Annotated in this window: 12 protein-coding genes; 10 read left to right on the top strand and 2 right to left on the bottom strand. The window is 66.1% G+C overall.

Features of this window, described 5'->3' with window-relative positions; translation table 11 throughout:
* Positions 1–7: 7 nt before the first annotated feature.
* On the top strand, positions 8–985 hold the full coding sequence (locus ACWPM1_RS06645; RefSeq protein ID WP_455694051.1) for a quinone oxidoreductase family protein: 978 nt from the start codon (positions 8–10) through the stop codon (positions 983–985).
* On the opposite strand, the gene ACWPM1_RS06640 is transcribed toward ACWPM1_RS06645, so the two are convergent.
* A complete protein-coding gene (locus ACWPM1_RS06640; protein ID WP_455694050.1) occupies positions 982–2,355 on the bottom strand; it encodes a class II 3-deoxy-7-phosphoheptulonate synthase in 1,374 nt (457 codons plus the stop codon). The genes ACWPM1_RS06645 and ACWPM1_RS06640 overlap by 4 nt on opposite strands.
* A gap of 106 nt (positions 2,356–2,461) precedes the next feature.
* Positions 2,462–5,410 (bottom strand): M16 family metallopeptidase, encoded by a 2,949-nt coding sequence (locus ACWPM1_RS06635; RefSeq protein WP_455694049.1) that lies wholly within the window; start codon positions 5,408–5,410, stop codon positions 2,462–2,464.
* Between the two features lie 107 nt (positions 5,411–5,517).
* On the opposite strand from ACWPM1_RS06635, the gene ACWPM1_RS06630 reads away from it, so the two are divergent.
* The 9 genes from ACWPM1_RS06630 to ACWPM1_RS06590 all read left to right on the top strand — a co-directional run bounded on the left by ACWPM1_RS06630 (position 5,518) and on the right by ACWPM1_RS06590 (position 12,143).
* Entirely contained in the window at positions 5,518–6,096 is a 579-nt protein-coding gene (locus tag ACWPM1_RS06630; protein ID WP_455694048.1) for a NifU family protein, read from the top strand.
* Positions 6,097–6,105: 9 nt separating this feature from the next.
* A complete protein-coding gene (locus ACWPM1_RS06625) occupies positions 6,106–6,714 on the top strand; it encodes a malonic semialdehyde reductase (protein WP_455694047.1) in 609 nt (202 codons plus the stop codon).
* A gap of 47 nt (positions 6,715–6,761) precedes the next feature.
* Complete coding sequence (tsaB, locus tag ACWPM1_RS06620; protein WP_455694046.1) at positions 6,762–7,382, top strand: tRNA (adenosine(37)-N6)-threonylcarbamoyltransferase complex dimerization subunit type 1 TsaB; 621 nt, start codon at positions 6,762–6,764, stop codon at positions 7,380–7,382.
* A complete protein-coding gene (locus ACWPM1_RS06615) occupies positions 7,379–7,834 on the top strand; it encodes a GNAT family N-acetyltransferase (protein ID WP_455694045.1) in 456 nt (151 codons plus the stop codon). Before tsaB ends, ACWPM1_RS06615 begins: the two co-directional genes overlap by 4 nt.
* 140 nt (positions 7,835–7,974) lie before the next feature.
* Complete coding sequence (locus ACWPM1_RS06610; RefSeq protein WP_455694044.1) at positions 7,975–8,418, top strand: MucR family transcriptional regulator; 444 nt, start codon at positions 7,975–7,977, stop codon at positions 8,416–8,418.
* 61 nt (positions 8,419–8,479) lie between these two features.
* Positions 8,480–8,902: a Fur family transcriptional regulator gene (locus ACWPM1_RS06605; protein WP_455694043.1), complete on the top strand. Its 423-nt coding sequence runs from the start codon at positions 8,480–8,482 to the stop codon at positions 8,900–8,902.
* A complete protein-coding gene (locus ACWPM1_RS06600; protein ID WP_455694042.1) occupies positions 8,902–9,654 on the top strand; it encodes a lysophospholipid acyltransferase family protein in 753 nt (250 codons plus the stop codon). Before ACWPM1_RS06605 ends, ACWPM1_RS06600 begins: the two co-directional genes overlap by 1 nt.
* Before the next feature lie 35 nt (positions 9,655–9,689).
* Entirely contained in the window at positions 9,690–11,033 is a 1,344-nt protein-coding gene (gene miaB, locus ACWPM1_RS06595) for a tRNA (N6-isopentenyl adenosine(37)-C2)-methylthiotransferase MiaB (RefSeq protein WP_455694041.1), read from the top strand.
* An 87-nt stretch (positions 11,034–11,120) separates the two neighbouring features.
* On the top strand, positions 11,121–12,143 hold the full coding sequence (locus ACWPM1_RS06590) for a PhoH family protein (RefSeq protein ID WP_455694040.1): 1,023 nt from the start codon (positions 11,121–11,123) through the stop codon (positions 12,141–12,143).

The following is a 12,143-nucleotide window of genomic DNA, read 5'->3' as shown; positions in this document are numbered from 1 at the left end:
GCGGACGATGCGTACACGGCAGGCATACTTCGAGCGGACAGGCGGACCCGAGGTAATCGCCTGGCGTGAAATCGAACTGCCGGCGCCCGGCCCCGGCCAGGCGTTGATCCGGCATGAAGCCGTGGGGCTCAATTACATCGACACTTATCACCGCTCCGGGCTCTATCCGGTCGATCTGCCGGGCACGCTGGGTCTCGAGGCTGCCGGGATCGTGGAAGCGGTAGGACACGGCGTCCAGACCCTTCGGCCCGGTGACCGGGTGGCGACCATAGGCCCCAACCGGGCCGCTTATTCTGATGCGCAGATCGCCCACGAGCGGGACCTCTTCACGATACCTCATGGAATCTATTCGGCGATCGCGGCGGCTCTCCTGCTGAAGGGCCTGACCACCGAGATGCTGGTGGAACGCGTTGCGCCGCTCGCTGCCGGCGAGTGGGCCCTGGTCCACGCGGCTGCGGGAGGTGTCGGACAACTGCTTGTGCAATGGCTGGTGGCGCGAGGCGTGCGGGTGCTGGCGACCGCGGGCTCGGAAGAGAAGCGCCGGCTCGCTTCGTCGCTCGGCGCCGAACTGACTTTCGATCCCGCGGACAACGAGCTCGCCCGCAAGATTAGCGAGGCGACCGGCGGCGACGGAGTGCGCGCCAGTTACGACGGGGTCGGCAAGGACACCTGGGCCGCTTCGCTTGCCGCCACCGGTAGACGCGGGATCATCGCCAGCTTCGGCAATGCCAGCGGCCCGGTGACCGGCGTTAGTCTCGGCATCCTCGCCTCGTCCGGTTCGCTGTTCGTCACCCGCCCGACCTTGTTCGACTACTACCGCGAGCCGGAAGAGCGCGCGGCGGGCAGCGCCAAGCTCTGGAGCATGGTCTCCTCGGGCAAGCTGAAGGTCGAGATCGGTCAGACTTATCCGCTCGACCAGGCGGAGCGGGCGCATCGCGACCTCGAGGCCCGCAAGACCGTCGGCTCGACCGTGTTGATCCCCTAAGCGGCGGCCGCCGGCCGGGCGCTCGCCTCGAGGTTGAGCATTTCGGCGAGCAGGAATGCGAGCTCGAGCGACTGCGCGGCGTTAAGTCGCGGGTCGCAATGGGTATGATAGCGATCGCCCAGCGCTTCGTCGGTGATCGCCACCGCGCCGCCCACGCACTCGGTCACATCTTGCCCGGTCATCTCGATATGAATGCCGCCGGCATGCGTGCCCTCCGCCCGGTGAACCGCAAAGAAGCCTTTCACTTCGCCCAGGATGCGGTCGAAGGGGCGGGTCTTGTAGCCGCTTTCCGACTTGATGACGTTACCGTGCATCGGGTCGCAACTCCACACCACGGGATGCCCCTCTCGCGCGACGGCGCGGACGAGGCGCGGCAACCCGGCCTCGACCTTGTCGCTACCAAAGCGGCTGATCAGCGTCATGCGGCCCGGCTCGCGGCCCGGATTCAGGACGTCCAGCAGGCGCAGGAGGTCGTCGGTTTCGAGGCTGGGCCCGCATTTCATGCCGAGCGGGTTGCCGACACCGCGACAGAACTCGACATGCGCGCTGCCGGGAAAGCGCGTGCGATCGCCGATCCAGATCATGTGGGCCGAGCAGTCGTACCAGTCGCCCGTCAGGCTGTCGCGCCGGGTGAGAGCCTGCTCATAGGGAAGCAGCAGCGCCTCGTGGCTGGTATAGAAAGTCGTCCGCTCGAGCTGGGGCAGCGTCTCGGGATTGACCCCGCAGGCTTCCATGAAGTCGAGCGACTCACCGATGCGGTCGGCCACATCCTTGAATTTGTCCGCCCAAGGGCTGCGCCCCATGAAATCGAGCGTCCAGCGGTGAACCTGCCGCAAGTTCGCATACCCCCCGCCCGCGAACGCGCGCAGGAGGTTCAGGGTGGCAGCGGCCTGGGAATAGGCGCGGACCATGCGTTGCGGATCGGTCGTGCGGCTCTCCGCGGAGAACTCGATCCCGTTGACGTTGTCGCCGAAATAGCTCGGCAGGGTGACGTCGCCCTGCGTCTCCAGGTCCGAGCTGCGCGGCTTGGCGAACTGGCCCGCCATGCGGCCCACTTTCACCACGGGTCGTTTGCTGGCAAAAGTCAGCACCACCGCCATTTGCAGGAGTACGCGGAAGGTGTCGCGAATGTTGTTGGGGTGGAACTCGGCGAAACTTTCGGCGCAGTCCCCGCCCTGAAGCAGGAACCCGTGCCCGTTGGCTACGTCCGCCAGGTCAGCCTTCAGCGCGCGCGCCTCACCGGCAAACACCAGGGGGGGGTAGCCGGCGAGTACGTTCTCGGCCTCGGCGAGGGCGGCCGGGTCCTCGTATCGCGGCAGGTGACGCGCCTCGGCTGCCTGCCAGCTATCGGGGGTCCACTCTTTTGCCACTGTCAGTCCGTCCGGTTTACGATCTCACCCTCATCCGAACCGCAAACGCCGCGCAAGGGGAAGCGCGATAATCTTCGCCCGCGCCAAGCCCGCGTGTCGCGCCCGCTCAGCGACCGGAGGCGGCCCACGAGCCCGACGGGCTCGGCGCCACTTTGGTTGCAAGCTGCTGCCCCTCGGGAATGATCGCCAGCTTGAACGGCTCGCGGCCCAGCAGATATTTCCGGGCCAGCGCCTGCATCGCCTCCGGCGTCGTTTGGGTATAGTCGATAAGCAGGCTCCGCAGGAGCGCGACGCGGCGAGCATCGGTGCTCGCGCCCTCGAGCTGCCACAGCCAAAAGGTGTTGCCCGTGGAGGCACGGCTAATCGACTGCTTGAGCGGCTCCAGCACGCGGGACAGTTCGTCCGGCGTCACAAGCGTCGTGGTGAGATCGCGAACGATCTCGTCGGTGGCGGCAAAGTAGGCCGGCACATCTTGCGGCCGTACCATGGCGAGGGCTTTGATGGAGCCGCCCGAGGCGACATCTTCGGGCCATTCGTTGACCACCTGGGGCGAGTAGCTCGCGCCCGTTCGCTCGCGCATCTCATCCAGGAGCCGGTTGTTGAACAAGTCGCTCAGAATCTGCAGTTGACGCGATTCGCGCAGGCCCTCGACCCCGCCGCCGGTCGGCCAGGCGACCACTGCTGCCGCCTGGGATGCATCGCCCCGATGGAACAGCACGCGCGGTGCAGCCGCCGAAGCGAGGTTGGTCGAGCGGGCCAGCGCATCGGCCGGCAAAGCAGCCCGGTTGGGCAATGCACCGAAGGTCTTGCGCATTGCCTCGATCGCCGCCGGTTTGTCGAAATCACCGAACACCAGCACTTCGACAGGGCCTTGCTTGAGCAGCGGTTCCCAGACCCTGCGAAAACCCTCCGGCGTCGCGGCGTCGAGCGCCGCCGGGGTCGGTGTCGCAAAGCGTGGATCGCGACCGTAAAGCTCGTAGTCGAAATCCCGCTCGAGCACGCCATTCGGGCTGGTTGCGTAGCTTTCATATGCCAGCTTAGCCGCCGCCTTGGCACGCAAGACCGGATTGGCATCCCACCGCGGCATGCCAAGCTTCGCGGCAAACAGGTAAAGCTGGTCGGCCAGATCGGCCGACCGGGTTTGCGCGGTGAAGGTGAACACCCCGTCGTCGATGGCGAAGTCGAAGCCCATCTTGCGGCCGGTCGAAATCCGGTCGAGCTCTTCCTGGCCCAGTTCTCCGACGCCGGAACCGACCAGCGCGGATTGGGCGAGCGAGGCGTAGACGGCGTCCTGCGGCGCGAACCCGCGGCGTCCCGATCCGAACCGCACCTTGACCGTCACCCGCCCGGGCTCGGCATTATTGCTCCACAGCAGCGCGCTTGTGCCGTTGGCGAACTTCAGCCGGTCGATCTCGAGGACGCCAAGGGGCGCCTGCTCGACGACCGCGCCGGGAGCGCCAATAGCGGGCAGGTCGGCAAAGGAGACCGATTTCGCGGCGAGGCGCGCTCCTCCGTTGGCCTTGGCCGGGGCGGCAAGCGCCGTGCGCAGGGCGGCTGCATTCGCTTCGGCGGCATTGGGTGTGACGTACACCGAACGGGTCACCGCCCCGGTAAAGAGCGCCCTGGTATGCTTGAGCACGTTCGCCGGGGTGAACTGATCGCGCATGCCATTGAAAACCAGCAGCACGGTTTCGGGCGCGGCGACGGTCTCGCGGATATCGACCGCCTGGACGATGTCGTCGGCGAGTTTCGATCCGGCGAGAACCGCGCGTTGCTCCACCGAACTGGCGAACGCCACCTCGAACTCGGCCATCTCGCGATCGATCTCTTCCTGCGTCGGCGGCGTTGCCACGGCGTCCGCGATCACGCCGCGCACGTCGGCGAGCGCGGACTGCCAGTCGTCGGTCAGGGGGGCGAAGCTGACGAAAGTCGCGTCGGCCGTGCGGCTGACATCGTCCTGGTTGACCTGGGCGTAGAGGAACGAGCCTCCCGCCCGCGCCCGCGATTCCAGGCGGCGGTTGATGATCGCCTGGGCCAGCGAGTCGAGCAGCAAGCCCTCGTTGTACTTGATCGTGTCGTTCACCGGGCGCCAGGGGCGCATGACCGCATACGTCAGGGTGCGGGGTAGGTCAGGCTCGACCAGCACCTGCGTTTCTCCCACCGGGTTGGCCTTGTCGGCTCCAGCGGGAGCTACGGGATCGCCGAACGCGGGCGGCTCGACATGCGGACCCTTGCCCTGCCAGTCGCCGAAATAGCGCTCGACGAGCAACGCCAGCGTGCGCGGATCCGCATCGCCGGCGACCACCACCACGGTATTCTCCGGCCGGTACCAGCGTTCGTGGAATGCGCGGACCGACTGCGGGGTGGCGGCTTTCAGCGCCGCCTCGGTGCCGATCGGCAGCCGGTTGGCAAGGCGTTGCCCGGCGAACAGGGTCTTGCGGCTTTCTTCGGCCACGCGCTTCGCGGCGGCGGCCTGCTCGCGCTTTTCGGCGAGCACGATGGGCAGGTCCTCCGCCAGCCCTTTCGCCGACAGCGCCGGCTCGCGCACCATCCCCGAAAGCAGCTTGAACACTTCCTCCAGCTTCGCCGGATTGGCCTCCGGTACGTCGAGCTTGTAGACCGTCTGCGTGGGCGTGGTCTCGGCGTTGGTATCGCTGCCGAACGTGGCGCCGAGGCGCTGGAACGTCGGGATCGCCGCGCCATCGGCAAGGTACTTGCTCTCGCGGAAGGTCATGTGCTCCAGCAGGTGGGCGAAGCCCTGCTCGCTGTCTTCCTCATGGATCGATCCCGCATCGACCCGCACCCGGATGGAAACCTGCTCCGGCGGAACACCGTTCCTGCGCACGGCATAGCGCAGGCCGTTGGGCATCTCGCCGAACTGCCACTCCTTATCGCGCGGGACATCGCTGCCCCGATAGATCCACGGCGTTTCGGCGCCAGTCTGGAGATGCTGCGGCGAAGCGGGCGCGGCATCCTGCGCCGGGACGGGCGAAGCAAGCAGGGCGAGCGGGAGAAGCGGCGCGAGGTGCCAGGCGGCACGCGGGAGGAAGCTCATGGGAACACCTATAGGGAGAGCCCGACTGAAGGGATAGTGAATGTGCGGCAAGAATCGCTCCGAGCCGCCCGCTTGCCGCTGATGGGCAGCTTCCCTACATCGGGACCATGTTCATCGAGACCGAAACCACGCCCAATCCCGCCACACTGAAGTTCCTGCCAGGCCGGCAGGTCATGCCCGCCGGTACGCGCGAGTTTGCCTCGCCGGAGGCAGCGGAGGCAAGCCCGCTGGCGGAGGCGCTGTTCGACACCGGCGAGGTCACCGGGGTATTCTTCGGCGGCGACTTCGTCTCGGTGACCGCGGCTCCCGGCGCCGATTGGTCGCAACTGAAGCCGCAAGTGGTCGCCGTCCTGCTCGACCACTTCGTCAGCGAAACGCCGTTGTTCTTCGGCGGCGACGCGAGCGGGTTCGCGGTCCCCGCCGACGATGAAATGACGGTCGAGGAGAAACCGGAGGACGCCGACATCGTCGCGCAGATCCGCGAACTGCTCGAAAGCCGGATCCGGCCGGCCGTCGCCAACGACGGCGGCGATATCGTCTATCGCGGCTACCGCGACGGGGTGGTGCACCTGCAGATGCAAGGCGCCTGCTCGGGCTGCCCTTCGTCCACCGCCACTCTCAAGCACGGGATCGAAGGGCTGCTGAAGCACTACATTCCTGAAGTGACCGAAGTTCGCGCCGCCTGAGGCATGCCAGTGAACCGCCAATATCATGGCCGCCCGCTCGCGGACCAAGCACTCGACCAGATATTCCGCGAGGCGCGCACCTATAACGGCTGGCTCGATAGGCCAGTCACCGACGAGCAGATCGAGGCGATCTGGGACCTGGTAAAAATGGGCCCGACATCGGCCAACATGCAGCCCGCGCGAATCGTCTGGGCGAAGTCGGAGGAGGCCAAGGCCGCGCTCGCCGAGCGAGCCGGAGAAGGCAACAAGGCCAAGATTCTTTCCGCGCCCGTTACCGCGATCATCGGCTATCACCTGGACTTCCACGAAGAATTGCCGTGGCTGTTCCCCCACACCGACGCCAAGAGCTGGTTCGAGGGCAACGAGACGCTTCGCCAGGAAGGCGCGTTCCGCAATTCCTCTCTGCAAGGAGCCTATTTCATCATCGCGGCGCGCGCGCTTGGTCTCGATACCGGGCCGATGTCCGGGTTCGACAACGCGGCGGTCGATGCGCATTTCTTCGCCGACCAGCCGCGCGTGCGCTCCAACTTCATTTGCTCGGTAGGCTACGGCGATCCCGCGTCGATCTTCGAGCGCAGCCCGCGGCCGGACTTTGCCCGCTTCAATCGCATAGTGTGACCCCCTCCCGCTTGCGCCGGTGACCGCGATAGGCTTGGGAGCATCGGATGCGAACGTCCGAGCGGACCCTGGTCATCGAATGCGCCACCGAGGCATGCTCCATCGCGCTCATCGATAGCGGCACGGTGGTCGCCGCGGACCATCGCATACTGGGTCGCGGCCACGCGGAACACCTCGTACCGATGATCGCCGAGTTGCCGGACAGGGGGAGAGCCGAGACAATTCTCGTGTCGCTCGGCCCTGGCAGTTTTACCGGGGTGCGGATCGGCGTCGCCGTGGCCGGCGCCCTCGCCATTGCGTGGAAGGCCAAAGTCGCCGGATACCCGACACTGGCGCTCGTCGCGGCCATGGCGCTGAAGGATCGCACGGAGGACCGCGCGACCGTGTGCATGGTCGGTGGGCACGGGGAATGGTTCATCCAGGATTTTGGGCCCGGCGGCATGGCGCAGGGCGATCTCGTCTCGCTGACACCCGCTGCGGCGGCCGAGCGACCGTCCGCCAGCCTCATCGCTGGCAGTCGGGCCGAAGATCTGGCCCGGCTCGTCGGGGCTGAAGCGATCCAGCTTTTGCCGGAGGCGCGCTTCGCGACGCTGCTCGACCAGACCGCGCTGATCGCTTCGGCGGTCCCCATTTACGGGCGGGGTCCCGACGCGCGGCTGCCCGGATGACAGACGATCTCGACCGGATCATGGCGGTCATGGCCGTCGCGTTCGATCCAACCTGGGGCGAAGCATGGAACCGGCGCCAAGTGTCGGATTCGCTTGCCTTCGCCAACACCCACTATCGGCTGGTCGATCGAGAAGGCCGGGCGCCGGCCGAGGGGGAGCCCGCAGTGGGGTTTACACTCGTGCGAGCCGCCCCCGGTGAGGAAGAGCTCCTGCTGGTGGCCGTCGCCCCAGAGGCCCGGGGCAAGGGCCTTGGCGCGAAACTGCTCAAAGCGGCAGCCGCCGATGCCAAGTCTCGTCACGCCGAGCGCCTGTTTCTTGAAATGCGCGCCAACAACCCCGCACGCGGGCTTTATGAGCGTGTGGGATTTCATCCCATCGGGCGGCGCAAGGACTATTACCTCCTGGCAGACGGTTCGAAACTGGACGCGATTACATTCGCATACGTTCTTTGAAGCAATTCTCGGCCGGCATGTATCGGTCCTTGCAAGACCCGAGAGTAGAAACCGCACTTGTCATCACTGCGCGATGGTGCTTAGGAACAGTCTCACAATAAAACCCGCCTTGTCATCAAATAGCGACGCATGAGGATCAAATGGACAGTTTGGAAACCGACACCTCTGAAATGTTGATCACGCTCACGTCGGATATCGTCGCTGCTCACGTAAGCAACAACAACGTGGCCGTCGAAGACGTTCCTTCTTTAATTACAACCGTCTATGGAGCGCTGGCGAGCCTCGGTGGTGCGCCGCAGGTGGAAGAGGCCAGGCCAGAGCCGGCCGTCTCCGTGCGGGCTTCGGTAAAGCGCGATCATCTCGTTTGCCTGGAAGACGGCAAGAAGATGAAGATGCTCAAGCGCCACCTGATGACCGAGCACGGCATGACGCCGGACGACTATCGCCAGCGCTGGGGACTTGCCGCCGACTATCCAATGGTCGCGCCGGAATACGCGGAAACCCGCCGCGACCTCGCCGTAAAGATCGGCCTCGGCCGCAAACCTGGCCAAAAGCGCGGTCGCCGGAAGAAGACCGGCGCCTGAGGCTTGAGACTGACGCTCCGGAGCCCTAGGTTCCGGGGCGGAAATCCAGGCGGAGCGCACCGTGCACCAGACCATCGACCTTGAGCAGCTGTGTGCCGAACGGGGCTTGCGCATAACCGAACAGCGCCGGGTGATCGCACAAGTGCTTTCCGCGAGCGAGGATCATCCCGACGTCGAGATGCTTCACCAGCGGGCGGCCGCGATCGATCCGAGGATTTCGATCGCCACGGTCTATCGCACGGTGCGCCTGTTTGAAGAGGCCGGAATCCTCGACCGTCACGATTTCGGCGACGGCCGCGCCCGCTACGAGGCGGCGCCCGAGGCGCATCACGATCATCTGATCGACGTCGAGAGCGGTAAGGTGGTCGAGTTCGTCGATCCGGAGCTCGAGGCGCTTCAGCGGCAGATTGCCGAGAAGCTCGGATATCGTCTCGTGGATCACCGCATGGAACTCTACGGCGTGCGGCTCGACCGCGAGACCTGATGGCGCAAGCGCTTCCGGCGCCCCGTATCAAGCCCCTCGGCTGGGGGCTGATCGTATTCCGCCTGATACTGATGATTCTGGTGCTGGTGCTGTGCACCCCGCTGCACCTTCTGTGGCGCGCGGCACGCGCGGGCCGCTGGTGGCCGCGTGTGTTCCTGTCTGCCATCGGCCACATCGCCGGGTTGCATGTCACGGTGGAGGGCAAGCCGCTCAAAGGCGCGCTGCTGATTTCGAACCACGTGAGCTGGCTGGACATACCGGCGCTGGCCCACGTCACCGGCAGTGCGTTCGTGGCCCACGACGGGCTGGCGGCTTACCCTTTCCTCAAGTGGCTGTGCGAGATGAACGACACCGTGTTCATCGCCCGCCACGACCGCGCCAGCGTTGCCCTGCAGGTCCAGCAAATTCGCGCCGCGATGGACCAGCGCGGCTGCCTGACGCTCTTTCCCGAGGGGACGACGAGCGATGGCACGGGGCTGCTGCCCTTCAAGTCGTCGCTGCTGTCCGCGCTCGATCCCCTACCGACGGGAATCGTGGTCCAACCGGTGCTGCTCGCCTATGAAGACGCCGCGCGCATCGCCTGGGTCGGGGAGGAGCACGGGCTCGACAACTTCAAGCGCATCCTCGCCCGGTTGCGGCCGGTCCGGCTGACGCTGGTGTTCCTCGAGCCGTTGCAAGGTGCCGCGCTCGCCGACCGCAAGGCGATCTCGGCGGCCGCGCGCAGTGAAATCGCGGCGGCGCTGGCCCGCTAGCCTCGGGCGGCGAATTCGGCTAACCGCCCCCGCCCATGCCCTCGATAACGCGTCCGCAGACCTACCGGGTCAAGAGCTTCGGCTGCCAGATGAACGTCTACGACGGCGAGCGCATGGCCGAGCTCCTCGGCGCGCAGGGGATCGCGCCGGCCGCTGAGGGGCAGGCTGCGGACCTCGTCGTGCTCAACACGTGCCACATTCGCGAAAAGGCAGCAGAAAAAGTCTACTCGGACATCGGCCGGCTGGTGAAGGCCGGCGAGCAGGCCGGCCGGACGCCGCTGATCGCGGTCGCCGGTTGCGTGGCGCAGGCCGAGGGCGAGGAAATCATCGCCCGCGCCCCAGCGGTGAGCATGGTCGTCGGACCGCAAGCGTACCACCACCTACCGGAAATGCTCGACAAGGCGCTGAGAGGCGAACGCGCGACTGACACCGACATGCCGGCGATCGCCAAGTTCGCCGAACTGCCTCAGCGCCAAAAGCGCTTTCCTACAGCGTTCCTGACGGTGCAGGAGGGGTGCGACAAGTTCTGCACGTATTGCGTCGTTCCCTACACCCGGGGCGCCGAGATATCCCGTCCATTCGCGGATCTGGTCCAAGAAGCGCAGCGCCTCGTCGACCAAGGCGCCCGCGAGATCACGCTGCTGGGACAGAACGTTAACGCCTGGACCGGGACGGATGCGAAAGGTCACGATTGCGGGCTCGAGGGAGTGATAAAGGCGATTGCCAAGATACCGGAACTGCAGCGAATTCGGTACACCACGAGCCATCCGAACGATTTTTCTCAAGGGCTGCTTCAGTGTCACGCGGAAGAGCACAAACTGATGCCGTTCCTGCACGTGCCTGTGCAGAGCGGATCGGACCGTGTGCTCAAGGCGATGAACCGCAGCCACACGGTCGACAGTTACTTGCGCCTGCTCGACAGCGTCCGCGCGGTGCGGCCCGACATCGCGCTATCGGGCGATTTCATCGTCGGCTTCCCCGGCGAGACCGAAGCGGAGTTCGCCGAAACGCTCCGCCTTGTGGACGCGGTCGGGTACGCCCAGGCGTTCAGCTTCAAGTACTCGCCGCGCCCCGGCACGCCCGCCGCGGCGATGGAAGATCAGGTGGCGCCCGTGGTGATGCACGAGCGCCTCCAACGCCTGCAGGCCGCGCTCAACCGCGACCAGATGGCTTTCAATTCGGCGTCGGTCGGCAAGCGCTGCAGCGTTCTCATCGAACGCGCCGGCAAGAAGCCCGGCCAATGGCTCGGCAAGTCGCCCTGGCTCCAGTCGATCTGGTTCGAAGGCAACCACGCGATCGGCGATACCGTCGAGGTCGAACTGATCGAGGCAGGGCCGAACTCGCTGGCGGGCAAGGTGTTGCAGCCCGCCCTCTCCTGAGGATTATCCACCGCAGCGCGGACCCTCCCCGCTTGCGCGAGCGTTTAGCGAGGCACATCTTCCGACTCGCTCGAAAGAAAGGAGCGCATGGCTCGCAAACCTGCCCGCGCCGATGGCGCCACCCCGTTTCCCTCCGCAGCAGCCCCCCGGCGCGCGCGAAGCGAGATCAACTTCGAAGAACAGCGCCTGCTGGGGCCGCTATTCGGCCAGTTCGACGCCAATCTGGTTCAAGTTGAGAATCGCCTCGGCGTGTTCATCTCTGCCCGGGGCGACCGGGTGCAGATCGAGGGCAGCGAAGATGCGGTTGCTCGCGCACGGGATACGCTGAAAGCCATGTACGATCGCCTGGCTGCGGGCCACGAGCTCGATAGCGGGGCGATCGAGGGGCTGATCGCGATGTCGGTCGAGCCCACCCTGGAGGGGATCGTCCGTGGCGGCGGCGACGCCCCGCCGATCATGATCCGCACCCGGCGCAAGACGATCGTCCCGCGCAGCGCGGGCCAGATCCCCTACATGCAGCAGCTGGCGAGCGACGACATCATCTTCGCCCTCGGCCCGGCCGGCACCGGCAAGACCTACCTGGCGGTCGCCCAGGCGGTGAGCCAGCTCATATCCGGGAGCGTTCAGCGCCTGATCCTGTCGCGGCCCGCCGTCGAGGCCGGCGAGAAGCTCGGCTTCCTGCCCGGCGACATGAAAGAGAAAGTCGATCCCTACCTCCGCCCGCTCTACGATGCGCTCTACGATTGCCTCCCTCCGGAGCAGGTCGAGCGTCATCTCGCGAGCGGGGTGATCGAAGTCGCCCCGATCGCTTTCATGCGTGGGCGCACGCTGGCCGACAGCTTCATCATCCTCGACGAGGCGCAGAACACCACACGCGAGCAGATGAAAATGTTCCTCACCCGCTTCGGCCAGAACAGCCGGATGGTGGTCTGCGGCGATCCGCGGCAGGTCGATATTCCTGGCGGAGATCGCATGAGCGGCTTGGCCGACGCGGTCGACAAGCTCGAAGGCGTGGAAGGCATCGCCGTCAGCCGGTTCACCGCTGCCGATGTCGTCCGCCATCCGATCGTCGGGCGGATCGTGGAGGCCTACGAGGGGCCGACCGCCTGA

This window comes from Tsuneonella sp. HG249 (assembly GCF_053819205.1).
Note: the sequence above shows the minus strand (reverse complement) of the source record. Positions and strands in the feature narration are given on the sequence as shown.

Excerpts from the sequence above, each read along its gene's own strand:
- ACWPM1_RS06645 (WP_455694051.1), top strand. The coding sequence starts at position 8 with ATGCGTACACGGCAGGCATACTTCGAGCGGACAGGCGGACCCGAGGTA.
- ACWPM1_RS06635 (WP_455694049.1), bottom strand. The coding sequence starts at position 5,410 with ATGAGCTTCCTCCCGCGTGCCGCCTGGCACCTCGCGCCGCTTCTCCCG.
- ACWPM1_RS06630 (WP_455694048.1), top strand. The coding sequence starts at position 5,518 with ATGTTCATCGAGACCGAAACCACGCCCAATCCCGCCACACTGAAGTTC.
- tsaB (WP_455694046.1), top strand. The coding sequence starts at position 6,762 with ATGCGAACGTCCGAGCGGACCCTGGTCATCGAATGCGCCACCGAGGCA.
- ACWPM1_RS06615 (WP_455694045.1), top strand. The coding sequence starts at position 7,379 with ATGACAGACGATCTCGACCGGATCATGGCGGTCATGGCCGTCGCGTTC.
- ACWPM1_RS06610 (WP_455694044.1), top strand. The coding sequence starts at position 7,975 with ATGGACAGTTTGGAAACCGACACCTCTGAAATGTTGATCACGCTCACG.
- ACWPM1_RS06600 (WP_455694042.1), top strand. The coding sequence starts at position 8,902 with ATGGCGCAAGCGCTTCCGGCGCCCCGTATCAAGCCCCTCGGCTGGGGG.
- miaB (WP_455694041.1), top strand. The coding sequence starts at position 9,690 with ATGCCCTCGATAACGCGTCCGCAGACCTACCGGGTCAAGAGCTTCGGC.
- ACWPM1_RS06590 (WP_455694040.1), top strand. The coding sequence starts at position 11,121 with ATGGCTCGCAAACCTGCCCGCGCCGATGGCGCCACCCCGTTTCCCTCC.